Origin of the sequence: Streptomyces avermitilis MA-4680 = NBRC 14893, from assembly GCF_000009765.2 — a bacterium.
GTDB classification, from domain to species: Bacteria; Actinomycetota; Actinomycetes; order Streptomycetales; family Streptomycetaceae; genus Streptomyces; species Streptomyces avermitilis.
Genome location: NC_003155.5, coordinates 6,798,562 through 6,824,267, shown reverse-complemented (window position 1 = coordinate 6,824,267; position 25,706 = coordinate 6,798,562). Strand labels below are relative to the sequence as shown.

Below are 25,706 nucleotides of genomic sequence, written 5' to 3'. Positions count from 1 at the left end.
GACACGATTACGTCGAGGGTAGGGTCACGGCATGGCAGTGAAGCCCGAAGAATCCGAGAAATCCGAAGAAGCAGACTTCACCCCCCTGCGCCCGCCCACGCTCCTCGCACTCCCCTCCTATCTCGCGGGCCATGTCGCCCGGATCGGACACCGGGCGCTGGTCGAGGCGCTCAAGGAGTACGACCTGCGGCTCCCGCACTTCGCGGTACTGGTGGGGCTCGGCGACTTCGGCCCGCTCCCCCAGCACGAACTGGCCGACCGCCTCGGCCTCAACCGCAGCCATCTGGTCGGTTACCTCGACCAGGTCGAGACGCAGCGGCTCGTACGCCGTGAACGCGACCCGCGCGACCGCCGCCGCCAGCGGGTCGCCCTCACCTCGGAGGGAACGGAGCGGCTGGGCGAGCTGAAGGCGCTCGCCGGCCGCTCCCAGACCGAGTTCCTCGACGCGCTGACGGAGACGGAACGGGACACCCTGATCGGCCTGATGCGGCGCATCGTCACGCGGGACGACGCGGCGCAACAGGCGATGAGCACACCGTGACGGCGGTCAACTCGCCGCGCAATTAACCCCGTTGATCTTTCCGATGCTGCACACTCCTTGCTGCGCGAGCGGACGGGCAGCGCACGCGGACAGTACGGACGGACAGTACGGACGGATGTGCGGGCAGGCATCGGACCGGATCGCAGACAGGTGTTCCTGGACGCTGGAGGCGTCATGCCGCAGATCAACACGAGCAAGGTCAGCCGCTGGGACCAGCACGGACGCGTGCACATCGTGCACGTCCAGCGGGCGGGGGTGCAGCGCGTGATCAGGTGTGGCACATGCGGCTGGCGCCAGGGGGCGCAGTTCCTGCCGTGGCTGAAGGCGGAGGAACACCTCGCGGAGGCCCATCAGGCGACGGTGGACCCGACGGGGGCGTGAGCCCGGCACCCGGGTCCATGCCAGGGCCCGTGCCCGCGCCCGCCGTTCCCCGGCACGGCGAGGCGTCGACGTACACGAGATATAACCGATGACATGACAGCACTCCATTGGAAACTGGTCATCGACACGCAGGACGCCCTCTCCCTGGCGGACTTCTGGGCGGCGGCCCTCGAGTACGAGGTGGAGGACAACAGCGACCTGATCGCCGGCCTGCTGGCGACGGGCCGGCTCCCCGAGGCGGCGGTCACGGAGCACGACGGCCGCCGCGTCTTCCGCGGCTTCGCGGCCATCCGCCACCCGCAGGACCCGCACGAGAAGGCGACCGGCATCGGCCAGGGCCGGCGCATCCTCTTCCAGGACGTCCCCGAGGCCAAGACGGTGAAGAACCGTCTGCACCTGGACGTCCACGCCGAACCGGGCGGCCGGGACGCACTCGTCGCGCGTCTGGAGTCCCTGGGCGCCGACCGTCTGCGCGAGGTGGACCAGGGACCGGCGGGACACTGGTGGATCATGCGGGACCCGGAGGGCAACGAGTTCTGCGTCGCCTAGTCACCTGGACGAGCAGGTGCGATGTGCCTCAGTGGCCGTGGGCGACCGGCGACCTGGCGAGGGGGCGCGGACACGTCTGGGGCGGCGCCGGGTCCGCGGGCGGGTGGACGGCCACCCTGCCCGAGGGCTCGGTGCCGCCCCAGACGTGCGAGCTCACCGAGGAGTTCAGTCCTCCTGCGTCCCGATGTTGACGGAACGGTCGACGGCGACGCACTGGTTCTGAGTGCTGCCGCCGTTGGCGGTGAGGGTGAGGTTGTTGGTGTTGCCGCAGGCGTTGTTCTGCCGGCCTTCCTGGGCGATGTTCTGCTGGAACAGGTCCGCCACGCTGGAGCCGCCTTCAACGCTCGCACCGCCGCTGGACTTCTTCGTGCCCGCGTTCACGGAGCGGTCCACCGTCACGCACGCCGTGTCCTGGCGGGCACCGGTGACGTCCGCGTTCAGGCCGTTGTGGTTGGCGCAGGCGTTGTTCTGCCGGCCTTCCTGGGCGATGTTCTGCTGGGACAGGTCCGCCGCACTGGGGCCTCCCACGGCCTCGGCACCACGGCTGGTCTCCACGGTGTGGCGGTTCTTGGAGCCATCGACCGTGGCGCACCGGTTCTTGGACCGCCCACCAGTCGCGGTGATGTCCGAGTCGTTGGCGTTGGCGCAGGCGTTGTTCTGCCGACCGGACTGCGCGATGTTCTGCTGGGACAGGTCCGCAACGCCGGAGCCTCCCACGGCCGCGGCGCCACGGCTGGTCTCCACGGTGTGGCGGTTCTTGGAGCCATCGACCGTGGCGCACCGGTTCTTGGACCGCCCACCAGTCGCGGTGATGTCCGAGTCGTTGGCGTTGTCGCAGGCGTTGTTCTGGCGGCCTTCCTGCGCGATGTTCTGCTGGAACACGTCTTCGCCGGAACCGCCCTCGGCGCGGGCCGGGCCGCCCTTGACCAGACTGTGCTTGGTGCGGGAGACGTCCTTGTTCACGCAGTCGGTGTCGGTCCGCGCACCGCTGAGGTCGAGAGTGGAGACGTTGGGGTTGGCGCAGCTGTTGTTCTGCCGGCCTTCCTGGGCGATGTTCTGCTGCTCCTGGGCCAGAGCTCCTCCCTTGGCCTGGGCGCCACCGCCCTTGTGCCGGGTTTTCTCGCTCAGCGAGGCGTCCTTGTTCGCGCAGTCGGCGTCGACACGGCTGTCCGACACCGGGTCGGCGTCCGTGGAGTTGGGGTTGGCGCAGAAGTTGTTCTGCCGGCCTTCCTGGGCGATGTCCTGCACCTCGGAGGAGCCTGCCTGTGCCCCACGGGCCTGGGCGCCACCGCTCTTGTCCGAGGTGTGCCGGCTCACCGAGGCGTCCTTGTTCGTGCAGTCGGTGTCGAACCGGCTGCCCGTCAGGTCGGGGAACACATAGTCGGGGCTGTCGCAGATGTTGTTCTGCCGACCTGCCTGGGCGACGTTCTGCTGGTCGAAGTTCCCGCCCGAGCGGCCCTCGGCGGAGGCCCCGCGCCCCTGGGAGTACGTGTGGTCGCTGACGGAGGTGTCTTCGTCGGCACAGTTACTTTGGATCTTGTCACCGCTCGCCGTCAGCGAAAACGTGTTCCGGCTGGCGCAGTCGTTGTTCTGGCGGCCACGCTGCGCGACGTTCTGCTGGGCGAGCCGGGTGGTCCCGCCCCCGCCCTTGGCGTCGGCGGGACCGGTGTGCACCTTGGAGAACCCATTGAAGGAGCCGTCCTCGGTCACGCAGCGCCCCTGCAGCCGCCCGCCGGTCAGATCCACCGTCTCGTCACCGGTCACGTTGGAACAGTGGTTGTTCTGACGCCCCTCCTGCGCGACGTTCGTCTGAAACACATCCCCCGTGCCGCTTCCTCCCTCCGCCCTGGCTCCAGGAGTGTCCGCACCGGCCGGCCCGCAGGCCACCGACATCACTCCGCCAACGACGGCCACCGCAACCGCTACGCACCTGGCTTTTCCCGCGCGCACGACGCCTCCCAGCTCAGTTGATCTCCTCGACGGCCCGTACGACGGCCGTCACTCACCAGGCAACGCCGAAAGGACAAGACGGACACGGGGTCCTTGTCCGGATTAACTCGGACGGTAGTGGAATTACCCCCATAACACGGCGAGTTCCGCCTGCCGACCGAGGTCCTCGACGCACGCCTCGGCTCAGCGGCGAAGTGGCGGAAAGCGGCGTACGCCAGGGTGCGTGGCTCAGGGAGCCGGTACGGGTTGATCAGGCACCTGCGTGGACGGTGCAGCTGGTCTGGCGTGTGGTCCGGCCGAGGGGGACGTCCACGCCGGTACCGGGGTTGCCGCAGGTCTGGTTCTGGTTGCCGTTCTGGGCGGCGTTGGCCTCCGGGCCGACCGCCTGGCCGGGCAGGACCGAGGCCCGACCGTGGTCGGTGTCGCCGGAACCGTGGGAGGAGCGGTCGGCGGCGGCGCACGTGGTGTGCTTGCTGATGGTGCCCATCACGTTGACGGTGAGGGCGTCGGCGGAGTTGCCGCAGTAGAGGTTCTGCCGACCGGTCTGGGCGGTGTTGGCCTGCGGCCCCACGCTGGTGCCACCCACGGCCCGGGCCCCCTCGGCGTGCGCACCCTGCTGGTGGCCGCCGTGGTGGTGATGGCCGTCGTCGGTGACCACGCAGGTGGTGTCCCAGTACATGTCCCCGGTCACGTTGACGGTGACCAGGTCGGCGGAGTTGCCGCAGGCGAGGTTCTGCTTGCCCGTCTGAGCGGTGTTGCCCTGCGGGCCCAGCGTGGTACCCCCCTCGGCCCGGGCCCCGCCGGCGTGGGCGCTGTTGTGGCCGGTGTGGCCGTCGTCATCGGTGCAGACGCGGTCGCGGTGCTCGATCTGCGCGACGTTGAGCCTGACCAGCCGGGCGGAGTTGCCGCAGGCCAGGTTCTGCGCCCCGACCTGGTCGATGTTCTGCTCACCGCTCAGGGGGATGTCTTCGAGCATGTCGGCAAACGCGGCACTGGTGCCGGCGGATGCCAGTGCACCGGCGGCAAGCACCACGGCCGCCACCCGGCGGACTCTCTGCATTCCTGCCCTGGGCGCCGCGTGCCGTCCTCGCTGTCCCATGCCAGCTCTCCTTGTCGGTGTCCGTCGGGCCTGCGTTACCCGCCATGACGAGTGCTCCGGCCGCGCGTGGCCGGAGCACTCGTCATGGGCGGGTAACGCCCGGCCGGTCGAAAAGTCATGGTCCGTCCATGTCCATGTGATGGCGGGCCGCCCGAGGGAGGGGTTCGGGCGGCCCCGGGGGGCTACCCGTCGCTTCGGTGAGGAGACGCTGCGGCCGAGTCGGCCTTTCGCCCCCCCCCGGGTCGACGACGTCGGTCCCGGGGCTGCTCGGGGTTCGTATCACTGCCCGTCGCCACGGCCTCTGCCGAGCCGCCGCCGGTCCGCGCACTCCGCTCTCCTCGTTCGGCAGGAACAGGGGGCCAGTCACTCAACGAGACCCGAAAACCCACGTCACGCCGACAAGTCTCCGGAGCCCCGCATGGCCCAATGAACACGACCGCCGGATCACAACGGCGGCATCAGGCCCCAGGAACTGTCCTGCGTGCGGCGGACGTTGGGCTCTACGTTGGAAGCCGACCGCAGTCACCACCGTCATCGCCCCGGCCGAGGAGACCCCGCCCCATGACCGACCACACGACCGCTCCCGGCGCGCAGGCGCGGCCGGAGTTCGACACCTCGGTGCCGCACTCGGCCCGGATCTGGAACTACTGGCTGGGCGGCAAGGACAACTACGCGGTGGACGAGGCGGCCGGCGACGCCTACAGCGCCGTGTACCCCGGCATCGTGACCATCGCCCGCAGCAGCCGCGCCTTCCTGCGCCGCAGCATCCGCCATCTGGTCGCCGAGGCGGGCATCCGGCAGTTCCTGGACGTCGGGACGGGGCTGCCGACCGTGGACAACACCCACGAGGTCGCCCAGGGAATCGCGCCGGAGTCCAGGATCGTCTACGTCGACAACGACCCGATGATCCTCGCGCACGCCCGCGCCCTGCTCCGCTCCACCCCGCAGGGGGCGACCTCGTACGTGGACGTCAGTCTGTACGAGCCCGACCGCATCCTGGCGGCCGCCGCCGAGACGCTGGACCTCACCCGTCCGACCGCCCTCATCCTCAGCGGCATCCTGGGGCACGTCCCGGACTACGACGAGGCACGCTCCATCGTCCGGCGCCTGCTGGACGGCCTGCCCTCCGGCAGCTATCTGTCCGTCAACGACGGCTCCCGGGGGACCGACCCGGACTACGAGCGAGCCCAGGACGGCTACAACGAGACCGGCGCGGTCCCGTACTTCCTGCGGCCGGTGGCGCGGATCGAGGCGTTCTTCGACGGCCTGGAACTCGTGGAGCCGGGCGTCGTCTCCGTACCGCTGTGGCGTCCGGAGGAATCCGGGGCCGACGCCCCCGCCCCCGCCCCGATCGGTCAGCACGGCGGCCTCGCCCGCAAGCCCTGACGCGATCCCTGGTAGCAGGCCGCAATCCCTGACGGTCGCACCGCCGGGGAGCCGGCCGGTCAGGCCCGCAGCCCCCGCAGTACCAGCTCCAGGAGCGCGTCGAACTCGGCCTCGATGCCGGGCTGTTCCCACTCCCGGGCGTAGCACGGGTCGTGGAAGCGGCCCGTGGCCTGGAAGAGGGCGCGGGCCGCGACCACCGGGTCGGACGCCGCGAACGTGCCACGGGCCACACCGTCGCGGACGATCGCGGCGATCTGGCCGGTCAGGTCCGCTATGTGGTCGTCGACGACCCCACTGCTCTCACCGGTCAGCACCATGAAGGTGGCGAACAGCTCCGGGTCGTCGCCCGCCTTGTGGCGCTTGGCGGCGAACAGCGCCGAGAACCAGTCCAGCAGCCGCTCCTGCGGATCACGGTCCTCCGCGACGATGCCCGACAGCGCCTTGGCCGTACGGTCCAGCCAGCGCTGGGTCACCGCCTCCCGCAGTGCGGCCTTCGTACGGAAGTGGCGGTACACACTCCCGTGGCTGACGCCGAGCGCGCGGGCCACGTCCACCACCGTGGCCTTCGCCGGACCGTGGCGGCGCAGCACCTCCTCGGTCGCTTCGAGGATGCGCTCGGCGGTCAGGGTCTCGGTACTCGGTGCCATGACGACGACCGTACCCGGCGCTGCCGTCAGCGCTCGCTGTCGAGGTGCGCCATCTGCGCCTGCGGGTAGCGCTCGCCCGCGGCGGAGTCCGCCGGTACGGCCGCCTCGATCGCGTTCAGGTCGGCGTCGTCCAGCGTCACCTCCAGCGCGCCCAGCGCCTCCGACAGCCGCTCCCGGGTACGGGCCCCGATCAGCGGCACGATGTCCGTGTTGTGCCGCTGGCCCCGCGACAGCACCCAGGCGATGGCGAGCTGCGCGACACTGACGCCCTTCTGCTCGGCGATCTTCCGCAGCGCCTCGACCAGAGTGAGGTTGTGGTCCAGGTTCTCCCCCTGGAAGCGGGGCGAGAAGGCGCGGAAGTCCGTCGCGGCCAGCTGCCGGTCGCGGGTGAAGTGGCCGGAGATCAGACCGCGGGAGAGGACGCCGTACGCGGTTATGGCGATGCCCAGTTCCCGGGTGGTGGGCAGGATGCGGTCCTCGATACCGCGGGAGATGAGGGAGTACTCGATCTGGACGTCCGAGATCGGGGCGGTGGCCGCGGCTCGGCGGATCGTCTCGGCGCCGACCTCGCTCAGGCCGATGTGCTTCACGTATCCCTTCTCCACCAGCTCGGCGATCGCGCCGACCGTCTCCTCGATCGGTACGTCGGGGTCGACCCGGGCGATCCGGTAGACGTCGATGTGGTCCACGCCGAGGCGCTGGAGCGAGTACGCGGCGAAGTTCTGCACGGCGGCGGGGCGGCCGTCGTATCCGATCCAGTTGCCGTCCGGGCCGCGCAGCGCGCCGAACTTGACGCTGGTCAGAGCCTGTTCGCGCAGGCCGGCGGGCGCCGTGCGGAGCGCCTCGCCGATCAGCATCTCGTTGTGGCCCATGGCGTAGAAGTCACCGGTGTCGAGCAGGGTCACGCCCGCTTCGAGGGCGGCGTGGATCGTGGCGACGGACTCGGCCCGGTCGGCCTCGCCGTACAACGAGGACATGCCCATGCAGCCGAGGCCGAGGGCGGAGACCTGGGGGCCGGTGGATCCGAGGGGGCGGGTGCGCATGAGGGCTCCTTGGGGTTTCCCGGCGGGAGGGGGGTCGCCGGGTGGGCTGTCGTGTCATCCACCCTGCCATGACAGCTGACAGATTTCAATATCTGTCAGCTGTCATCTGTTACCTCTCACCTGCCACTCGAGACCGGACGCCCTGCCCCTCTGGTCCAGACCTATTGACGAAAGGTCTGGACCAAGAGCAGTGTCATGCCTACGACACCTCACCGCACCCCCACCGGGAGGCCCGAATGATCCGTCGGAAGCTGCGCCTGCTCGCCGTCGCGCTGACCGCAGCCGTCCTGACCCCACTGTCGATCGCCACCGCCCCCACCGCATCGGCGGCCGACACCTGCGCCGTGAAGTCCCGCCCGTCCGGCAAGGTTCTCCAGGGCTACTGGGAGAACTGGGACGGCTCTTCCAACGGAGTGCACCCGCCCTTCGGCTGGACCCCGATCACCGACTCCCGTATCGCCGCGCACGGCTACAACGTGATCAACGCCGCGTTCCCGGTCATCCGCTCCGACGGCACCGCGCTGTGGGAGGACGGCATGGACACGGGCGTGAAGGTCGCGACGCCGGCCGAGATGTGCCAGGCCAAGGCGTCCGGGCAGACGATCCTGCTGTCCATCGGCGGGGCTGCGGCCGGGATCGACCTCAGCTCGTCCGCCGTCGCCGACAGGTTCGTCGCGACGATCGTCCCCCTCCTGAAGAAGTACAACTTCGACGGCATCGACATCGACATCGAGACGGGTCTCGTCGGCAGCGGCAACATCGGCCAACTCTCCGCCTCGCAGGCCAACTTGATCCGCATCATCGACGGGGTGCTGGGCCAGATGCCGTCCAACTTCGGGCTGACCATGGCCCCGGAGACCGCGTACGTCACCGGCGGCAGCGTCGCCTACGGCTCGATCTGGGGCGCGTACCTGCCGATCGTCAAGAAGTACGCCGACAACGGCCGCCTGTGGTGGCTGAACATGCAGTACTACAACGGCAGCATGTACGGCTGCTCCGGCGACTCGTACTCCGCCGGCACCGTGCAGGGCTTCACCGCCCAGACCGACTGCCTGAACAAGGGGCTGGTCGTCCAGGGCACCACCGTCAGGGTGCCGTACGACAAGCAGGTCCCGGGTCTGCCCGCCCAGTCGGGCGCCGGAGGCGGCTATATGTCACCGAGCCTCGTCTCCCAGGCCTGGCGGCACTACGGCAGCGGCCTCAAGGGCCTGATGACCTGGTCGATCAACTGGGACGGCTCGAAGAACTGGACGTTCGGCGACAACGTGAAGGCGCTGCAAGGCCGTTGAAGCCCCCGCGAGGCCGTCACAAGGGCTTGCAACGCCGTTGACCTCCCATGCGAAAGCCCCCGGTTTCCCGTACTCACGGGAAACCGGGGGCTTTCGCGCCGGAACGGAGGTCAGCAGCCGATCAGGCGCGCGGCGAGGTAGCCCTCGATCTGGTCGAGAGAGACCCGCTCCTGCTTCATCGAGTCACGCTCGCGGACCGTCACCGCGTTGTCGTCGAGCGTGTCGAAGTCGACCGTGACGCAGAACGGCGTGCCGATCTCGTCCTGGCGGCGGTAGCGGCGGCCGATGGCGCCCGCGTCGTCGAACTCGATGTTCCAGTGCTGGCGCAGCGCGGTGGCGAGGCCCTTGGCCTTCGGGGACAGCTCCGGGTTGCGGGAGAGCGGCAGCACCGCGACCTTCACCGGGGACAGCCGCGGGTCGAGGCGCAGCACCGTGCGCTTCTCCATCTTGCCCTTGGCGTTCGGCGCCTCGTCCTCGACGTACGCGTCCAGCAGGAACGCGAGCATCGCGCGGCCGACACCGGCGGCGGGCTCGATGACGTACGGAGTCCAGCGCTCGCCGGCCTCCTGGTCGAAGTAGGAGAGGTCCTGGCCGGAGGCCTTGGCGTGCGCGGACAGGTCGTAGTCCGTGCGGTTGGCGACACCCTCCAGCTCGCCCCACTCGTTGCCGCCGAACTGGAAGCGGTACTCGATGTCGGCGGTGCGCTTGGAGTAGTGCGAGAGCTTCTCGGCCGGGTGGTCGTACCAGCGCATGTTCTCCTCACGGAGACCGAGGCCGGTGTACCAGTTCCAGCGCTCCTGCATCCAGAACTCCTGCCACTTCTCGTCCTCGCCCGGCTTGACGAAGAACTCCATCTCCATCTGCTCGAACTCGCGGGTGCGGAAGATGAAGTTGCCGGGCGTGATCTCGTTGCGGAAGGACTTGCCCATCTGCGCGATGCCGAACGGCGGCTTGCGGCGCGAGGTCTGCTGGACCTGGGCGAAGTTGGTGAAGATGCCCTGCGCGGTCTCGGGGCGCAGGTAGGCGACGGAGCCGCTGTCCTGCGTGGGGCCGAGGTGCGTGGAGAGCAGACCCGAGAACTGCTTGGGCTCGGTGAACTGGCCCTTGTTGCCGCAGTTGGGGCAGTTGATGTCGGCGAGGCCGTTCTCCGGGGAGCGGTTGTGCTTCGCCTCGTAGGCCTCCTCCAGGTGGTCGGCGCGGTAGCGCTTGTGGCAGGAGGTGCACTCGGTGAGCGGGTCGGAGAAGGTGGCGACGTGCCCCGACGCGACCCAGACCTCGGTCGCAAGGATCACCGACGAGTCGATACCGACGACGTCCTCACGGGAGGTGACCATGTAACGCCACCACTGGCGCTTGATGTTCTCCTTGAGCTCGACGCCGAGCGGGCCGTAGTCCCAGGCGGCCTTCTGGCCACCGTAGATCTCACTACAGGGGAAAACGAAGCCACGGCGCTTGCTCAGGCTGACGATGGTGTCGATCTTGTCGGCGGCCACGGTGCTCTCTTCATTACGAACGGACGGCAGCGAATGCTTCAGGTTACCGGCGCCGCCCACCCCCGTATCAAATCGGTTGGGGTCACCATCCGGGACAGAAGCCTTGTTGACAATCGTTTCCAGTTTTGTTGAAAATGACTGTCATGAACGTACGACGACGCCTCATACCCGGGACCGCCGTGGCCGCGACCACCCTTCTCGGTCTCGGCACGCTCTCCGCCTGCTCGGACTCGACCGCGGCCGACGGCGGGAACGGCGGAAAGCTCGACGTGGTGGCGTCGTTCTACCCCATGCAGTATCTCGCCGAGCAGATCGGCGGGAAGCATGTGCGGGTCACCAGTCTGACCCAGCCCGGCCAGGAGCCGCACGACCTGGAGATCAGCGCCCAGCAGACCGTGCAGCTCGAGAAGTCGGACGCGGTCCTCTACCTCAAGAACCTCCAGCCCGCCGTCGACGACGCCGTCGCGCAGTCCGGGGTCAGGACGAAGATCGACGCCGCGTCGCTGACCACGCTGGAGAAGCACGGCAACGAGGTCGGCGGGCACGCGGCCGCGCACGACGACACCAAGGGCGAGGAGTCCGGCGGCACGGACCCGCACATCTGGCTCGACCCCGTGAAGTACTCCGAGGTCGCCCAGGGCGTCGGCAAGGCCCTCGCGAAGGCCGACCCCGAGCACGCCGCGGACTACCGGAAGAACACCGCCGCGCTGGTCGAGAAGCTGGACGGCCTCGACACGCGGTACGCGGACGGGCTGAAGAACACCGGGACCAAGGTCTTCATCACCACCCACGCCGCCTTCGGCTACCTCGCCGAGCGCTACGGCCTCACCGAGGAGGCCATCAGCGGCCTGGACCCGGAGTCGGAGCCCAGCGGGAACCGCGTGAAGGAGCTTGAGAAGATGGCGCAGGCGGACGGCGTCTCGACGGTCTTCTACGAGACGCTCGTCAGCGACAAGACCGCGAAGACCGTCGCCAAGGACGCCCGGCTCAGGACGGACGTCCTCGACCCGATCGAGGGCATCACCGAGAAGTCCCGGGGCACCGACTACTTCCAGGTCATGGAGTCCAACCTCAAGGCGCTGCGGACAGCCCTGGGTGCCAAGTGATCTTTACGGAGGACGGCATGGACGGTGTGGGCGGCATGGACGGCGTGGACGGCATAGGCGGTGCGAACGACCCCGTCATATCCCTGCGCGGTGTACGCGCCGAGCTGGGCTCGCGCCCGGTGCTGCGCGGCATCGACCTCGCCGTGCACCGCGGTGAGGTCGTCGCGCTGCTCGGCGCCAACGGTTCCGGCAAGTCCACCGCCGTACGCAGCATCATCGGCCAGGTACCGGTCAGCGGCGGCGAGATCGAGCTGTTCGGCACCCCACGCCGCGGCTTCCGCGACTGGAAGCGCGTCGGATACGTGCCGCAGCGCACCACGGCGGCGGGCGGCGTGCCCGCCACGGTGACCGAGATCGTCGCCTCGGGCCGGCTCTCCCGCGCCCGCTTCGGCATGCTGCGCAAGGCCGACCACCAGGCCGTGCGGCGGGCCCTGGAACTCGTCGGCATGGCCGACCGCGCCAAGGACTCCGTCGACGCGCTCTCCGGCGGCCAGCACCAGCGCGTGCTGATCGCCCGCGCCCTCGCCTCCGAACCCGAACTCCTGATCATGGACGAGCCGATGGCGGGCGTCGACCTGGCCAGCCAGGAGATCCTCGCGGCGACCCTGCGCGAGCAGGTGTCCCGGGGCACGAGCGTGCTGCTGGTCCTGCACGAGTTGGGCCCCCTGGAGCCGCTGATCGACCGCGCGGTCGTCCTGCGCGACGGCTGCGTCCTGCACGACGGCCCGCCCCCGCAGGCGGTCGGCCAGCACGCGCTGCCCGGCCACGACCACGTACACCCGCACGCGGCTCACGACGCCGAACCGATCCGGACGGGACTGCTGAGCTGATGACCTTCCTCGACTACGCCTTCATGCAGCGGGCCCTGCTCGCCGCCGTCCTCGTGGGCATCACCGCGCCCGCCGTCGGCATCTACCTGGTGCAGCGCCGCCAGGCCCTGATGGGCGACGGCATCGGCCACGTGGCGATGACGGGCGTCGGCCTCGGCTTCCTGCTGTCCTGGTCCCCGGTGTGGATGGCGACGGCCGTCTCCGTGCTCGGCGCGGTCCTCATGGAGCTGATCCGCTGGTACGGCAAAACGCGCGGCGACATCGCGCTCGCGATGCTCTTCTACGGGGGCATGGCGGGCGGTGTGATGCTGATCAACCTCGCGCCGGGCGGCAGCAACACCAACCTCATGTCGTACCTCTTCGGCTCGCTCACGACGGTCTCGCAGGAGGACGTGACGGCCATCTGCCTGCTGGCGGCCTTCGTCCTGCTCGTCACCCTCGGCCTGCGCCGGCAGTTGTTCGCGGTCAGCCAGGACGAGGAGTTCGCGCGGGTGACCGGCCTTCCGGTGCGCGCCCTGAACCTGCTCACGGCCGTCACGGCGGCGGTCACCGTCACGGTCGCCATGCGGATCGTCGGCCTGCTGCTCGTCTCCGCCCTGATGGTGGTGCCGGTCGCGGCCGCGCAGCAGCTCAGCCGGAGCTTCGCCGCCACCTTCGCCATCGCGGTGGCGATCGGGGTGAGCGTGACCATCGGCGGCACGGTGACCACGTACTACCGGAACGTGCCGCCCGGCGCGACGATCGTCCTGCTGGCCATCGGCGCGTTCATCCTGCTGACGGCGCTGGCGACACCACTGGCGCGCCGCAGGGCACGGGCCGCCGCACAGGAGACCGGCGACCCGGCCGAGTGCACGATTCCGGCCACCCGTAGCCCGGAACGGAAGGTCGGCGTCTGACCACGCACAGTCCGGGCTGGCACAATGGCCGGGCAAGGGCAGACGTGAGGAGGCAACGGTGACAACCGCTGGATCGCCCGTTCGGGGCCGCTCCACCCGGCAGCGTGCCGCCGTGGCGGCGGCGCTCGACGAGGTGGACGAGTTCCGCAGTGCGCAGGAGCTCCACGACATGCTCAAGCACAAAGGCGACTCCGTAGGGCTCACCACCGTGTACCGCACGCTGCAGAACCTCGCCGACGCGGGCGAGGTCGACGTGCTGCGCACCTCCGACGGCGAGTCCGTCTACCGCCGCTGCTCCAGCGGCGAGCACCACCACCACCTCGTCTGCCGCGTCTGCGGCAAGGCGGTCGAGGTCGAGGGCCCGGCCGTGGAGAAGTGGGCGGAGGCGATCGCGGCGGAGCACGGCTATGTGAACGTCGCGCACACGGTGGAGATCTTCGGTACGTGCGCGGAGTGCGCCGCGGCGAAGAGCTGAGGCCGGGACCTCCCGGGACTTGGGACGCGGGTCGGGTTGCGGTCGATGATCGACCGCAACCCGACCCGCGTCCGTCGTTTCGGTGCCCACGGCCGGTCCGGCGGCCGTGACGGCGGTGCGGAAACATGCCCTGCCGGACAGACCCCGTAGGCCGCTCGCGGCTGCTACGACAATGAGCGCCGGGTGCGCGGGACAGCGCGCCCGGCCGACTCCCCCGCCCGCCGTCGGCGCCGACGAGAAGTCCCCGACGGCCGGCCGGTAGACCAGCTCGCCCTGCCCCGTGCGGCATTCCGCCCCGCCTTCATGGCCGGATCGCGCTACCGGCGGTCAGCCGGTCCGGGCGGGAGGCAGAGGGATAACCCTTGACCTGCCGCCACCTTGCTGACATGCCCCGGTCAATGGTGCCACCCTTCCCCCAGCCATCCCCCACGTCTCGCGCACATCTTCTGGCCGTCACCACGGCCGCGCACCTCACTGCTCAGCTCGTCCCGGGCTGCACACCCCCGTCTGTCCGGTCTGTCACCGGCCGCCCCACGCGGCCGCCGCAGTAGGAGTACGAACGAGTGAGACGAACCCCCCGTAAGGCGACCGCCGCCGGAGCCTTGATGGCCGCCACCGCCTTTCTGACCGTCGGCATACAGGCCGTCCCGGCCACCGCCAAGCCCGCCGCGCCGCACCCCAGCCCCCTGCGCACCGGCGGCCAGGAAGCCAAGCTCACGCCCGCGCAGCACAGCGCCCTGCTCAAGAGCGCCGCGAAGAAGACCACGACGACCGCCGCCACCCTGGGCCTCGGCGCCAAGGAGAAGCTGGTCGTCCGGGACGTCGTGAAGGACAACGACGGCACGCTGCACACGCGTTACGAGCGCACCTGGGCCGGTCTGCCGGTCCTCGGCGGCGACGTCGTCGTGCACACCCCGCCCGCCTCGCTGGCCGCCGGCACGGTGAGCAGCACCTTCAACAACAAGCGCACCATCAAGGTCGCCTCCACCACCGCGTCCTTCACCAGGTCGGCCGCCGTGACCAAGGCGCTGAAGGCCGCCAAGGACCTCGCCGCCGAGAAGGCGACCACCGACAGCGCCCGCAAGGTGATCTGGGCCGGCAGCGGCGCCCCCAAGCTCGCCTGGGAGACGGTGATCGGCGGACTCCAGGACGACGGCACGCCCAGCCAGCTGCACGTCATCACGGACGCCACCACCGGCAAGGAGCTCTACCGCTACCAGGGCGTCAAGACCGGCACCGGCAACACCCAGTACAGCGGCACGGTCTCGCTGAGCACGACCCTGTCCGGGTCGACGTACCAGCTGTACGACACCACGCGCGGCGGCCACAAGACGTACAGCCTCAACAACGGCACGTCGGGCACCGGCACCCTGATGACCGACGCCGACGACACCTGGGGCACCGGCTCCGGCTCCAACACCCAGACCGCCGGCGCGGACGCCGCCTACGGCGCGCAGACGACCTGGGACTTCTACAAGAACACCTTCGGCCGCAGCGGCATCAAGAACGACGGCGTCGCGGCCTACTCCCGCGTCCACTACAGCACCGCGTACGTCAACGCGTTCTGGGACGACGACTGCTTCTGCATGACCTACGGCGACGGCACCAGCAGCACCCACGCCCTCACCTCGCTCGACGTCGCGGGCCACGAGATGAGCCACGGCGTCACCTCCAACACCGCGGGCCTGAACTACACCGGTGAGTCCGGCGGTCTGAACGAGGCGACCTCCGACATCTTCGGCACGGGTGTCGAGTTCTACGCCGCCAACAGCAGCGACGTCGGTGACTACCTCATCGGCGAGAAGATCGACATCAACGGCGACGGCACCCCGCTGCGCTACATGGACGAGCCCGACAAGGACGGCGGCTCCGCCGACAGCTGGTACTCCGGCGTCGGCAACCTGGACGTCCACTACTCCTCGGGCCCGGCGAACCACATGTTCTACCTGCTCTCCGAGGGCAGCGGCTCCAAGACCATCAACGGGGTCACCTACAACAGCCCGACCTCCGACGGTGTCGCCGTCGCCGGCATCGGCCGGGCCGCGGCCCTGCAGATCTGGTACAAGGCGCTGACGACGTACATGACGTCCAGCACCAACTACGCCGGCGCCCGCACCGCCGCCCTGAACGCGGCGACCGCCCTGTACGGCGCCAGCTCCACCCAGTACGCGGGGGTGGCGAACGCCTTCGCGGGCATCAACGTCGGCAGCCACGTCACCCCGCCGACGAGCGGCGTGACGGTCACCAACCCGGGCAGCCAGTCGTCCACCGTCGGTACCGCGGTGAGTCTCCAGGTCTCGGCCAGCAGCACCAACAGCGGCTCACTGACGTACGCCGCGACCGGCCTGCCCACCGGCCTGTCGGTCAACAGCTCCACCGGCGTGATCTCCGGCACCCCGACCACGGCCGGCACCTACAGCACGACCGTCACGGTGACCGACAGCACCGGCGCGACCGGCACCGCGAGCTTCACCTGGACCGTCAGCTCCAGCGGAGGCGGCGGCACCTGCGCCTCCACCCAGCTGCTCGGCAACCCGGGCTTCGAATCAGGCAACACCACCTGGACCGCGAGCAGTGGAGTCATCACCAACTCCAGCAGTGAAGCGGCCCACGCAGGCTCCTACAAGGCCTGGCTCGACGGCTACGGCTCCACCCACACCGACACGCTCTCCCAGTCGGTGACCATCCCGTCCGGCTGCAAGGCCAGCCTGACCTTCTACCTGCACATCGACACGGCGGAGACCACCACCAGCACCCAGTACGACAAGCTGACGGTGACCGCCGGATCGACGACCCTGGCGACGTACTCCAACCTGAACGCCGCCTCCGGCTACACCCAGAAGACCTTCGACCTGTCCTCGCTGGCGGGCACCACGGTCGCCCTCAAGTTCAGCGGTGTCGAGGACTCGTCGCTCCAGACGAGCTTCGTCATCGACGACACGGCGCTGACGACCAGCTGACCCCGTACGAACGACGGCAGCGGCACCCGGCGCCTTCGAGCGCCGGGTGCCGCTGCCGTCGTCGTGACGGTCAGGCGTCCTGGACGCCTTCGCTCCCCTTCATGTCCCGCTCCATCTCGAGCAGCTGCTCGTTCGGAACGGCGCCGCCGAAGCGGCGGTCACGGGAGGCGTACTCGACGCAGGCGCGCCACAGGTCACGCCGGTCGAAGTCGGGCCACAGCACGTCCTGGAAGACCATCTCCGCGTAACTCGACTGCCAGAGCAGGTAGTTCGAGGTGCGCTGCTCGCCGCTGGGGCGCAGGAAGAGGTCGACGTCCGGCATGTCCGGGTAGTACAGGTACTTCTGGATGGTCTTCTCGCTGACCTTGGCGGGGTCGAGACGGCCGGCCGCGACATCCTCGGCCATCGCCTTCGCCGCGTCGGCGAGCTCCGCACGGCCGCCGTAGTTGACGCAGAAGTACAGCGTCATGGCGTCGTTGTCCTTGGTCTGCTCCTGGGCGATCTGAAGTTCCTGGACGACGGACTTCCAGAGCTTCGGCATGCGGCCTACCCAGCGGATCCGGATCCCGAGCGCGTCCATCTCGTCCCGCCGGCGCCGGATGACGTCCCGGTTGAAGTTCATCAGGAAGCGGACCTCCTCGGGCGACCGCTTCCAGTTCTCCGTCGAGAAGGCGTACAGGGACAGGTTCTTCACGCCCAGCTCGATACAGCCCTTGAGGACGTCCATGACGACGCCCTCGCCGACCTTGTGCCCCTCGGTGCGCGGCAGCCCGCGCTCCTTGGCCCACCGGCCGTTCCCGTCCATGACACACGCGACATGGTTCGGGATCAGCTCGCCGGGGAGTTTGGGCGCGCGGGCACCGGACGGGTGCGGCTCCGGCGCCCTGTACTCGCGGCGCTGGCGTCCCAGGATCCCGCGTACGACCATGTGCTTCTCGTCTCCTTGAGCTGTGTCTGTACTTCTGTGCTTCCGTACTTCTGCGCTTCCGTGCTTCTCTACTTCTCGACGTAACGCAGGGAGCGCAGGCCGCGCTCCAGGTGCCAGTGCAGATAGGCCGACACCAGGCCGCTGCCCTCCCGGACGTACCGCGGCTCACAGGCGTCCGCGGTCTCCCAGTCTCCCGTCAGCAGCGCGCCGAGCAGCACCAGCGCCTGCGCCGAGGGTACGACGCTGCCGGGCACCCGGCAGTCGACGCAGACGGAGCCGCCCGCGGCCACCGAGAAGAACCGGTTCGGCCCCGGCATTCCGCACTTCGCGCAGTTGCTGAAGCTGGGCGCGTACCCGTTCACGGCGAGGGAGCGCAGCAGGAAGGCGTCGAGCACGAGGTGGGGTTCGTGTTCCCCCCGGGCGAGCGTGCGCAGCCCGCCGACCAGCAGCAGATACTGCTGCACGGCGGGCTCCCCCTCGTGATCGGTGAACCGCTCGGCGGTCTCGAGCATGGCCGTCCCGGCGGTGTACCGCGCGTAGTCCGTCACGATGGCGCCACCGTACGGAGCGATGGTCTCGCTCTGTGTGCACAGGGGCAGGCCGCGCCCGATCAGCTCGCTCCCGCGCGAGAAGAACTGCACGTCCACGTGGGAGAACGGCTCCAGCCGCGCCCCGAACTTCGACTTGGTCCGCCGCACACCGCGCGCCACGGCGCGTACGCGTCCGTGACCACGCGTGAGCAAGGTGATGATCCGGTCCGCCTCACCCAGCTTCTGGGTGCGCAGCACGATGCCGTCGTCGCGGAACAGACTCATGAGGCCCATTCTCGCCTACGGCGCCCGCGCATCGGCCCGGGGCGGCATGTTCCGTCCCTGCCGGGCCTCCCTTCAAGGCAGCTCGCCCCGGCTGCGTGCGTTGGCGTACGCCGTCGCCGCGCTGAGCCGCTCGGCCTGGGTCGCGCCCCGGACGGCCTCCGGCTCGACGTCCCACTCCCTGCCTCCGCCGTACGGCCTCAGCTGTACGTACGGTCCCTCGTACCCCATGACGATGCCCACTCTTCCGTTTCTGGTGTCGACGGCGTACGAGCCGATCGGCGGGTTCTGCGGGTTCTGCAAGTCCTGCGGGTTCCGTAAGTCCTGCGGGTTCCGCGGGTTCCGTGAGCTATGTGGCTTCACCGCAGCGCCGCCGCGAGCCGGACGGCGACGTCGACGGAACAGCCGCCCAGTTCGACGAGCGAGCAGGGTGCCTCTCGCGCAAGGACTGCCGGGTCGAGCCGCAGTGAGGGCAACGTGATTCCGACATTTGCGAGTGCTGCCCGCAATTCCTGCACTGCTTCCTCCGCCTCTTCGACGCAGAGCGCCGAGTGTCGTCCCCCGAGTGGTGTGTGTTCTGCCGTCACCGTGCTCCCCTTCCCTTTCAGGTTTCACTCTTCGCATCTCCATGGTGACGCTCTGCGCTTAGACTCGACAGGAGTCTGTGCTCTACAAATGCGGGGCAGCACAAAGGGGGGTTGGCCATGGCCAACGGTTCGCGACAGGCGGCGTGGGAGTTCTTCGGAGCGGAGCTGAAACGACGCCGGGAAGACGCGGGATTCACCCAGGTGGAGTTGGGATCACGGGTCTTCGTCTCGGGCGGCTACATCGGACAGTTCGAACAGGCCATTCGCAAACCGCAGTTGGATGTGGCACAGCGGATCGACGAGATCCTGCAAACCGACGGTTTTTTCGAACGCACATGGCGAAAGCTGATTGACGACAAGCGGTACGCGGATTACTTCGCGGAGGTTGTGGAGCTGGAGCGGGCGGCGACGAAGATCTGTCAGTTCGCTCCGTCGGTGATCCCAGGGTTGTTGCAGACGGCCGCGTACGCGCGGGCAGTGACCATCGCGGCCAACCCGTTCGTCACCGACGAGTATGTGGAAGAGAAGGTCTCCGCCCGATTGGAGCGGGCCCGCATCCTCAAGGACGCTACAAGGCCCGAGTATTGGGCGATCCTGCACGAGAACGTCCTGCGAGTACCCGTGGGAGGCCCCGCAGCCATGGTCATGCAGCTGGAGCACATTGCTGCGCTGGCGGACGGGCGGAGGGTGCTGGTGACGGTGGTCCCCCGCGAGGAGGGGGCCTGCGCGTCAATGGCGGCGATGATGCAGCTCATGGAGTTCGACGACGCTCCCCCAACCCTCTATACAGAGACGTCGTTTTCGGGCGAACTGCTGGACGACCCGGCGGTGGTGAAGCGAGCGCAGCGCGCATACGATCTGCTCAGGGGCGCCGCGCTGTCGCCGAAGACGTCCCTAGCCCTGATCGAATCGGCGGCTGAGGACTACAGACGATGCGCGAGTACGACCTGAGCAACGCCCGCTGGCGCAAGAGCACGTACAGCAACGGCGAAGGCGGCGAGTGCGTCGAGGTCGCGTACGACTTCATCGGCGCCGCCCGCTGGCGCAAGAGCACGTACAGCGACGACAACGGCGGCGAGTGCGTCGAGGTCGCCGACGGAGTCCCCGGCGTCGTCCCGGTCCGCGACAGCAAGGTGCCGGACGGCCCGGTCCTCCTCATCGGCTCGGCCTCCTGGACGGATTTCATCGGCGCCGTAACGGCGTGACCGCACCGCCCGCTCCCCGGTGATCGTCGGACCGCCCGCCGCGAGCCGGGGCCACCAGGCCCGCCTCGTAGGCGATGATCACCAGCTGCACCCGGTCCCGCGCGTCCAGTTTCGCCAGCAGCCGGGTCAGATACGTCTTCGCCGTCGCCACGCTGATGAACAGGCGCTCGGCTATCTCCGTGTTGGTCAGGCCCGTGCCGACGAGGGTCAGGACCTCCCGCTCCCGTTCCGTGATTTCGGTCAACTCGCGCCGGGCGCGCGGCTGTTCGGGACTGGCGACGAAGTCCTGGATCAGCCGGCGGGTCACGCCCGGGGCGATCAGCGCGTCGCCCGCCGCCACCACCCGCACCGCCGCCAGGATGTCGTCGAGACCCATGTCCTTGACCAGGAATCCGGACGCGCCCGCGCGCAGCGCCCCGTAGACGTAGTCGTCGTCGTCGAAGGTGGTGAGCATGAGGATGCGGACGTCACCGGGGGCCTCCGTGATCCGGCGGGTCGCCTCGATGCCGTCCGTGCCGGGCATGCGGATGTCCATGACGACGACGTCGGGGCGGAGTTCGTCGGCGAGGCGTACCGCTTCCTCGCCGTTCGCCGCCTCGCCCACCACGTCCATGTCCGCGAGGTCGGCGATGACCATGCGCAGTGCCGTACGGATCAGTTGCTGGTCGTCGGCGAGGACGACGCGGACGGCGCTCATCGTGCCGCCGCAGGCGCCGGGACGGGCAGGCGGACCGTCACCCGGAAGCCTCCCTCGGGGCGCGGGCCGGCGGTGAACTCGCCGTGCAGCAGGGCGACTCGCTCACGCATGCCGGACAGGCCGAACCCGGTGTCGGTGCGGGTGCCGCTGCCACGGCCGCGGTCGGCGACCTCGATGGAGAGCCGGTCGTCGTCGCCGTAGTCGATGGAGACCTCGCAGGAGTCGGTGGCGGCGTGCCGTACGACGTTGGTGACGGACTCCTGGATGATGCGGAAGGCGGACAGGTCGATGTCCGGCGGGAGTTGACGGCGTTCGCCCAGGCGGCGGACGTCGACGCGGACGCCCGCGGCCGTCGTCGCGGCGGCGAGGCCGTCGACGTCCGCGAGACCCGCCGCCTCCGGGGCCTCGCCGTGGTCGGCCTGGCGGAGGGCGCCCAGCATGCGGCGCAGCCCCGACAGTGCCTCGCGGCCCGTGTTCTCCACGGCCGTCATCGCCTCGCGCGCGGCCTCCGGCTGGGTGGTGACGACCCGGGCCGCCGCGCCCGCCTGGAGGGCGATGATGCCGATGCTGTGGGCGACCATGTCGTGCATCTCGCGGGCGATGCGCAGCCGTTCGGCGGTGACGGCCTGTTCGGCGGCCCGGGCGCTGAGCTTGTCGGCGTACTCGCGGGTGCGGTGCGTGGCGTTGCCGAGCAGCCAGGCGATGACGGTCACGAGGGCGACGGCCAGTTCGGCCGACATGCCGACGTCCCAGCTACTCAGGAGGCGTACGGCCATCCATGTCACCAGCATGGCGAGCGCCATGGAGAGGGCGATGACGCCGGTGCGGCGTCGGTGGCCGGCCGCGATGAAGTACAGGGCGACGTCGACCACCAGGAACTGGGCCAGCGGGACCTCCCCCACGCCCAGGGTGGTGGTGACCAGTCCGGCGGCGGTGAGCAGCAGGGCGAGGGCGGTCAGGGGCCGTCCGGGCAGCCGGCGGCTGCCCGTCAGGACCAGGGCGGCGGCCAGCACCAGGAACGTCAGGCCGTCCCAGCGGTACAGCTGCGCCGCGGGCCACTTGCCCGGCTCCGTCTCGCCCGGGAACCTGACGGTCGTCAGGAGCGTGAACAGCGTGCTCGCGCACCAGGTCACGGCCACCCAGACAGCCGGGGGCAGGCGTTTGAGCAGGGGAAGCGGCGGTGTGGCGGACATACGGCGATCGTAGGCGCGCCGTCGCGGGCGGTCATCGGACCGCGGACGTACAACCAGGGTCGACAGCCGTGCCGTTGGACTGCAGGCGGCGCACCCCGGAGGCCGTCGGTCTGACGTCGGTGCTGTCCGCGGAGGGCGCGGCGGCGGTGACGGCGGTGGTCGTGGACCTGCGGGATGTGTGAGGCGGGCGGCCACTGGGGGCACCCGGTGGTGCTCAGGCCGTCGGGAGGAGTGCCGCGGTGGGTCCGTACGCGGTGACCCGTCCGGCGTCGAGCAGGTGCACGGTGTCGGTGTACGCGGCCACCAGGTGTATCTCGTGGCTGACGAGGGCGACGGTCATGTCGCGTTCCGTCCGCAGGCGTCGCAGGACTTCCATGACGGCGACGGCGGTGTCCGGGTCGAGCGCGGAGGTGATCTCGTCGCAGAGCAGGACGTCGGGCTCGGCGGCGAGGGCCCGGGCGATGGACACGCGCTGGCGCTGTCCGCCGGAGAGTTCGGCCGGGTAGCGGCGGGCGAAGTCGGCGGGCAGTTCCACCTGTTCGAGCAGCGCGGTGATCCGGCCGGGTATCTCCGCCCTGGCGAGGCGGGTGTGCCGGCGAAGGGGCCGGGTCAGGGCGGCGCCGACGGTGCGGGACGGGTTGAGGGCGGCGAGGGGATTCTGCGGAACGAACTGGATGCGCCGGTGATGTTCGGGCCTGCGCCCGCGGGCGGTGTGGGCGAGCGGCTGCCCTTCGAGGGTGAGCGTCCCGGAGTCGGGGCGGTGCAGGCCGGCCAGGACCCGCAGCAGGGTGGTCTTGCCCGAGCCGGAAGGCCCGACGATCCCGGTGGCCGAGCCGGGCGGAGCGGTGAAGTCGACGCTGTCGAGAGCCTGTTGTACGCCATATCGGCCGCGGAACACCACGCTGACCGACCGTGCGGCGATCCCCTCGTCCGCGGCGCTCGCCGGGCCTGCCGCCACCACCGGTGCCGGTGCCGGCCTGCGCCGGCCCGGGACGCGGGGCGGTGCGGGGGCGGGCGCCGCGGAGACAGGCGCCACGGAGACAGGCGCCACGGAGGCGGGCCGTGCGGGGGCGGTCAGGCGTACGACGTGGTCGGCGCAGGTGTCGACGAGCTTCGGGTCGTGGCAGGCCATGACGATGGCCAGACCGCGTGCGGTGGCCAGGTGGCGCAGCAGGTCGGCGATGTCGTCGCGCAGGGCGGCGTCGAGTCCGGCCGTGGGCTCGTCCAGAAGCAGGATGTCCGGGGTACGGGCGAGGGCGCGGGCGAGCGCGACGCGGCGCTGCTGGCCCCCGGAGAGCGCGGTGGGCCTTCGGTCGGGGAATCCGTCCACGGTGGGGAGGCGGCATTCGCGCAGCAGGTCGGGCACGACGTGGTCGCCGGCGTCCGTGGCGGTCTCGGCGATGAGCCGGCGGATCGTCATGCGCGGGTTGAGCGCGGAGCCGGGGTCCTGGCCGACGTAGGCGATCCTGCTGCGGCGCAGTGCACGCAGTGCTGCCGGGGAGAGGCCGGGGACGTGGTGGCCGAGGACGTCCAGCGCGGTGCAGGCCAGTGCGGCTCGGGCGGGCAGGTGGCCGATCAGGGCGCGCAGCAGAGTGGTCTTGCCGGAACCGGAGGCCCCGGTCAGGGCGGTGATCTCGCCGGCGCGGACGGTCAGGCTGGTGGGGGGCAGGAGGACGGGACCGTCGGGGATGCGGATGCCGACGTCGGTCGCCGTCACCAGGGTCGCGGGTGTTCCGGCCGCGCCGGAGGCAGGGGTGTCGGGGGTGTGGCCGGTGGCCGGAGCGGGGGTGGGCGTGGTCACGGGGTGGTCACCGCCTTGCGTGCGGAGCGGGGCGCGAGGGAGGTGGCCGCGAGGTTGACGCTGATGGCGAGCAGGGCGATGGTCAGGCTGGGGGCGACGACGGCCCACGGGTTGAGGAGGATGCCCGGGGCGTTCTCGCGGATCATCAGCGCCCAGTCCGCGGCCGGGGGCTGGGGGCCGATCTGGAGGAAGCCGGCCATCGAGATGACGTAGACGGCTTCGACGAAGCGCAGGCCGAACAGGGCGAGGACGGTGCCCCGCAGGTTCGGCAGGAGTTCGCGGGTGGCGGTGTAGGTGACGCTTTCCCCGCGCGCCAGGGCGGCTTCGACGTATCCGGCGGTGGCCAGGGGGGCGGCGGCGCCTGCGACGACGCGTACGGCGTACGGGATGCCCAGGACGGTGGCTGCGCTGATGACGGCCCATCGACCGCCGCCGGGCCAGGCCAGTGCGATGAGCATGATGCCCAGGACGGGCGGCAGCAGGATGAACACGTCGGCGGTCCGCTCCACGGCGCGTCCCACGACGGGGTGCAGGACGGCGAAACAGCCGATCAGGGCGGCCAGCAGGGTGACGACGAAGGCGACCAGGAGGGCGCTGCCGATCAGGGCGGTGCCGCCGTGGAGCAGTCGGCTGAGCACATCGCGGCCGAGCTGGTCCCCGCCCAGCGGCGCCCCGTCGCCGGGGGGAGCGAAGGGGGCGGTGACGGGCTTGTCCAGGGGGTGGGCGGCGAGGTACGGGCCGGTCAGGGCGAGCAGGACCAGGAGGATGGCGGGCGTGACGCGGGGCAGCACACGGCCTCGCCCGTCGGCCGTGGCCGGCCTGCGGCCCGTCGTGGCGACGCTCATGAGGAGGCTCCCAGGACTCGGGCGCGGATGACGTCGGCGGCCAGCAGGACCAGGCTGATGGCGGCGCCGGCGCAGACGACGACGCCGGCGATGAGGGGGGTGTCGCGGTTGGCGACGGCGCCGGCCAGCACACTGCCGATGCCCGGGTAGTTGAAGAGCGTCTCCACCACCACCGCGCCGCCCAGCAGCATCCCGGTGGAGGTGGCCAGGCCGGTGGCGACGGCCGGGACGGCTCCGGGAAGCGCGTGGCGCCAGATGACGCGGTGCGGCGACAGGCCGTCGAGCTGGGCGGCCTCGACGTGCGGGGTGGCCGCCTGGTCGGCGAGCGCCCCGCGCACGATGGTGGTGTTCCATCCGGTCTGCGGGATGACCAGCGCGAGGGCCGGCATGATCAGCATGGTCCAGGTGGCGGGGGCACCGTCGGCACCGGTCAGGGTCACGGCGGGCAGCCAGCCCGTCCACAGCGACAGCACGATGAGCAGGCCGACGGAGACGACGAATTCGGGGATGGCGAACGCCGAGGTGGCGGCGTGGCCGACGATCCGGTCGGTCATCGAGCCCGGCCGGGCGGCGGTCCAGCAGCCGAGCGCCAGCGAGAGCGCGGCGGTGAGGACGAAGGCGACCGTCGCCAGCAGCAGGGTGTTGGGAAAGGGGTCGGCCAGCAGGTCGGTGACTTTCTGGCCGCGGGCGCTGGTGCCCAGGTCGCCGGTGGGCAGACCCGTCATCCAGTCGGCGAAGCGTTCCCACAGGGGCCGGTCCAGGCCGAGCAGATGACGGCGTGCCGCGACATCCGCGGCGCTGTCCCCACGCTCGGAGGTCGCGTTCGCCGCGTCCCCGGGCAACAGCTCCACCGCGGCGAACACGGCCGCGATCAGGATCGCGAGCATGAGTACCCGGCGGGCCAGCGCCGCACCCGCGCGGGCGAGCGGCGGCAGCACGCGACGCGACACGGTGGCCGCCCACGGCGGGGCGGCCGTCACGCCATCCTTGGAC

At 70.3% G+C, this 25,706-nt stretch carries 25 protein-coding genes; 12 read left to right on the top strand and 13 right to left on the bottom strand.

Annotated elements, in window-relative coordinates; genetic code table 11:
* Positions 1–31: 31 nt before the first annotated feature.
* The 3 genes from SAVERM_RS29120 to SAVERM_RS29110 all read left to right on the top strand — a co-directional run bounded on the left by SAVERM_RS29120 (position 32) and on the right by SAVERM_RS29110 (position 1,471).
* Positions 32–541, top strand: coding sequence for a MarR family winged helix-turn-helix transcriptional regulator (locus SAVERM_RS29120; protein ID WP_010987046.1), 510 nt, complete (start codon positions 32–34; stop codon positions 539–541).
* A 174-nt stretch (positions 542–715) separates the two neighbouring features.
* Entirely contained in the window at positions 716–922 is a 207-nt protein-coding gene (locus tag SAVERM_RS29115; protein ID WP_037645474.1) for a hypothetical protein, read from the top strand.
* A 93-nt stretch (positions 923–1,015) separates the two neighbouring features.
* The gene (locus SAVERM_RS29110; protein WP_010987044.1) at positions 1,016–1,471 is read left to right on the top strand and encodes a VOC family protein; all 456 of its coding nucleotides are present in this window, start codon (positions 1,016–1,018) and stop codon (positions 1,469–1,471) included.
* Between the two features lie 165 nt (positions 1,472–1,636).
* Here the strand turns inward: SAVERM_RS29110 and SAVERM_RS29105 are convergent, their stop codons facing one another.
* Both SAVERM_RS29105 and SAVERM_RS29100 read right to left on the bottom strand, forming a co-directional pair.
* Complete coding sequence (locus SAVERM_RS29105; RefSeq protein WP_037645471.1) at positions 1,637–3,289, bottom strand: hypothetical protein; 1,653 nt, start codon at positions 3,287–3,289, stop codon at positions 1,637–1,639.
* A gap of 382 nt (positions 3,290–3,671) precedes the next feature.
* Complete coding sequence (locus SAVERM_RS29100) at positions 3,672–4,520, bottom strand: hypothetical protein (RefSeq protein WP_010987042.1); 849 nt, start codon at positions 4,518–4,520, stop codon at positions 3,672–3,674.
* A gap of 561 nt (positions 4,521–5,081) precedes the next feature.
* Here SAVERM_RS29100 and SAVERM_RS29095 point away from each other — a divergent pair.
* On the top strand, positions 5,082–5,906 hold the full coding sequence (locus SAVERM_RS29095; protein ID WP_010987041.1) for an SAM-dependent methyltransferase: 825 nt from the start codon (positions 5,082–5,084) through the stop codon (positions 5,904–5,906).
* A gap of 59 nt (positions 5,907–5,965) precedes the next feature.
* Here SAVERM_RS29095 and SAVERM_RS29090 read toward each other — a convergent pair whose 3' ends face one another.
* The gene (locus tag SAVERM_RS29090; RefSeq protein WP_010987040.1) at positions 5,966–6,553 is read right to left on the bottom strand and encodes a TetR/AcrR family transcriptional regulator; all 588 of its coding nucleotides are present in this window, start codon (positions 6,551–6,553) and stop codon (positions 5,966–5,968) included.
* 26 nt (positions 6,554–6,579) lie between these two features.
* The gene (locus SAVERM_RS29085; RefSeq protein ID WP_010987039.1) at positions 6,580–7,596 is read right to left on the bottom strand and encodes an aldo/keto reductase; all 1,017 of its coding nucleotides are present in this window, start codon (positions 7,594–7,596) and stop codon (positions 6,580–6,582) included.
* 236 nt (positions 7,597–7,832) lie between these two features.
* Between SAVERM_RS29085 and SAVERM_RS29080 the strand changes: the two genes are divergently transcribed.
* On the top strand, positions 7,833–8,885 hold the full coding sequence (locus SAVERM_RS29080; RefSeq protein ID WP_010987038.1) for a chitinase: 1,053 nt from the start codon (positions 7,833–7,835) through the stop codon (positions 8,883–8,885).
* Between the two features lie 110 nt (positions 8,886–8,995).
* Here the strand turns inward: SAVERM_RS29080 and SAVERM_RS29075 are convergent, their stop codons facing one another.
* Positions 8,996–10,378 carry a glycine--tRNA ligase gene (locus SAVERM_RS29075; RefSeq protein ID WP_010987037.1) on the bottom strand — a complete coding sequence of 461 codons (1,383 nt, stop codon included), beginning with the start codon at positions 10,376–10,378 and terminating at the stop codon, positions 8,996–8,998.
* 143 nt (positions 10,379–10,521) lie between these two features.
* On the opposite strand from SAVERM_RS29075, the gene SAVERM_RS29070 reads away from it, so the two are divergent.
* The 5 genes from SAVERM_RS29070 (at position 10,522) to SAVERM_RS29050 (ending at position 16,645) form a co-directional block, all read left to right on the top strand.
* Positions 10,522–11,484: a metal ABC transporter substrate-binding protein gene (locus SAVERM_RS29070; RefSeq protein WP_010987036.1), complete on the top strand. Its 963-nt coding sequence runs from the start codon at positions 10,522–10,524 to the stop codon at positions 11,482–11,484.
* A gap of 17 nt (positions 11,485–11,501) precedes the next feature.
* Positions 11,502–12,314 (top strand): metal ABC transporter ATP-binding protein, encoded by an 813-nt coding sequence (locus tag SAVERM_RS29065; RefSeq protein ID WP_010987035.1) that lies wholly within the window; start codon positions 11,502–11,504, stop codon positions 12,312–12,314.
* Positions 12,314–13,210, top strand: coding sequence for a metal ABC transporter permease (locus SAVERM_RS29060; protein WP_010987034.1), 897 nt, complete (start codon positions 12,314–12,316; stop codon positions 13,208–13,210). The genes SAVERM_RS29065 and SAVERM_RS29060 overlap by 1 nt, the downstream gene beginning before the upstream one ends.
* Before the next feature lie 58 nt (positions 13,211–13,268).
* The gene (locus SAVERM_RS29055) at positions 13,269–13,685 is read left to right on the top strand and encodes a Fur family transcriptional regulator (RefSeq protein ID WP_010987033.1); all 417 of its coding nucleotides are present in this window, start codon (positions 13,269–13,271) and stop codon (positions 13,683–13,685) included.
* A 563-nt stretch (positions 13,686–14,248) separates the two neighbouring features.
* On the top strand, positions 14,249–16,645 hold the full coding sequence (locus tag SAVERM_RS29050; protein WP_010987032.1) for a M4 family metallopeptidase: 2,397 nt from the start codon (positions 14,249–14,251) through the stop codon (positions 16,643–16,645).
* A 70-nt stretch (positions 16,646–16,715) separates the two neighbouring features.
* Here the strand turns inward: SAVERM_RS29050 and SAVERM_RS29045 are convergent, their stop codons facing one another.
* From SAVERM_RS29045 to SAVERM_RS43125, 3 genes are all read right to left on the bottom strand, one after another.
* Positions 16,716–17,573 (bottom strand): isoprenyl transferase, encoded by an 858-nt coding sequence (locus SAVERM_RS29045; RefSeq protein WP_010987031.1) that lies wholly within the window; start codon positions 17,571–17,573, stop codon positions 16,716–16,718.
* Positions 17,574–17,641: 68 nt separating this feature from the next.
* Positions 17,642–18,388 (bottom strand): DNA repair protein RecO, encoded by a 747-nt coding sequence (gene recO, locus SAVERM_RS29040; protein ID WP_010987030.1) that lies wholly within the window; start codon positions 18,386–18,388, stop codon positions 17,642–17,644.
* 72 nt (positions 18,389–18,460) lie between these two features.
* A complete protein-coding gene (locus SAVERM_RS43125; protein ID WP_010987029.1) occupies positions 18,461–18,688 on the bottom strand; it encodes a hypothetical protein in 228 nt (75 codons plus the stop codon).
* A gap of 401 nt (positions 18,689–19,089) precedes the next feature.
* On the opposite strand from SAVERM_RS43125, the gene SAVERM_RS29030 reads away from it, so the two are divergent.
* Positions 19,090–19,923, top strand: a complete 834-nt coding sequence (locus SAVERM_RS29030) for a helix-turn-helix domain-containing protein (RefSeq protein WP_010987028.1) — start codon at positions 19,090–19,092, stop codon at positions 19,921–19,923.
* Positions 19,905–20,177, top strand: coding sequence for a DUF397 domain-containing protein (locus SAVERM_RS29025; protein ID WP_010987027.1), 273 nt, complete (start codon positions 19,905–19,907; stop codon positions 20,175–20,177). The genes SAVERM_RS29030 and SAVERM_RS29025 overlap by 19 nt, the downstream gene beginning before the upstream one ends.
* Here SAVERM_RS29025 and SAVERM_RS29020 read toward each other — a convergent pair.
* The 5 genes from SAVERM_RS29020 to SAVERM_RS29000 all read right to left on the bottom strand — a co-directional run bounded on the left by SAVERM_RS29020 (position 20,155) and on the right by SAVERM_RS29000 (position 25,600).
* The gene (locus SAVERM_RS29020) at positions 20,155–20,874 is read right to left on the bottom strand and encodes a response regulator (RefSeq protein ID WP_010987026.1); all 720 of its coding nucleotides are present in this window, start codon (positions 20,872–20,874) and stop codon (positions 20,155–20,157) included. The genes SAVERM_RS29025 and SAVERM_RS29020 overlap by 23 nt on opposite strands.
* The gene (locus SAVERM_RS29015; protein ID WP_010987025.1) at positions 20,871–22,067 is read right to left on the bottom strand and encodes a sensor histidine kinase; all 1,197 of its coding nucleotides are present in this window, start codon (positions 22,065–22,067) and stop codon (positions 20,871–20,873) included. The genes SAVERM_RS29020 and SAVERM_RS29015 overlap by 4 nt, the downstream gene beginning before the upstream one ends.
* Before the next feature lie 214 nt (positions 22,068–22,281).
* Positions 22,282–23,868, bottom strand: coding sequence for an ABC transporter ATP-binding protein (locus SAVERM_RS29010; protein ID WP_010987024.1), 1,587 nt, complete (start codon positions 23,866–23,868; stop codon positions 22,282–22,284).
* Positions 23,865–24,713, bottom strand: coding sequence for an ABC transporter permease (locus SAVERM_RS43425; RefSeq protein WP_010987023.1), 849 nt, complete (start codon positions 24,711–24,713; stop codon positions 23,865–23,867). The genes SAVERM_RS29010 and SAVERM_RS43425 overlap by 4 nt, the downstream gene beginning before the upstream one ends.
* Entirely contained in the window at positions 24,710–25,600 is an 891-nt protein-coding gene (locus tag SAVERM_RS29000) for an ABC transporter permease (RefSeq protein WP_010987022.1), read from the bottom strand. Before SAVERM_RS29000 ends, SAVERM_RS43425 begins: the two co-directional genes overlap by 4 nt.
* Positions 25,601–25,706: the final 106 nt, after the last annotated feature.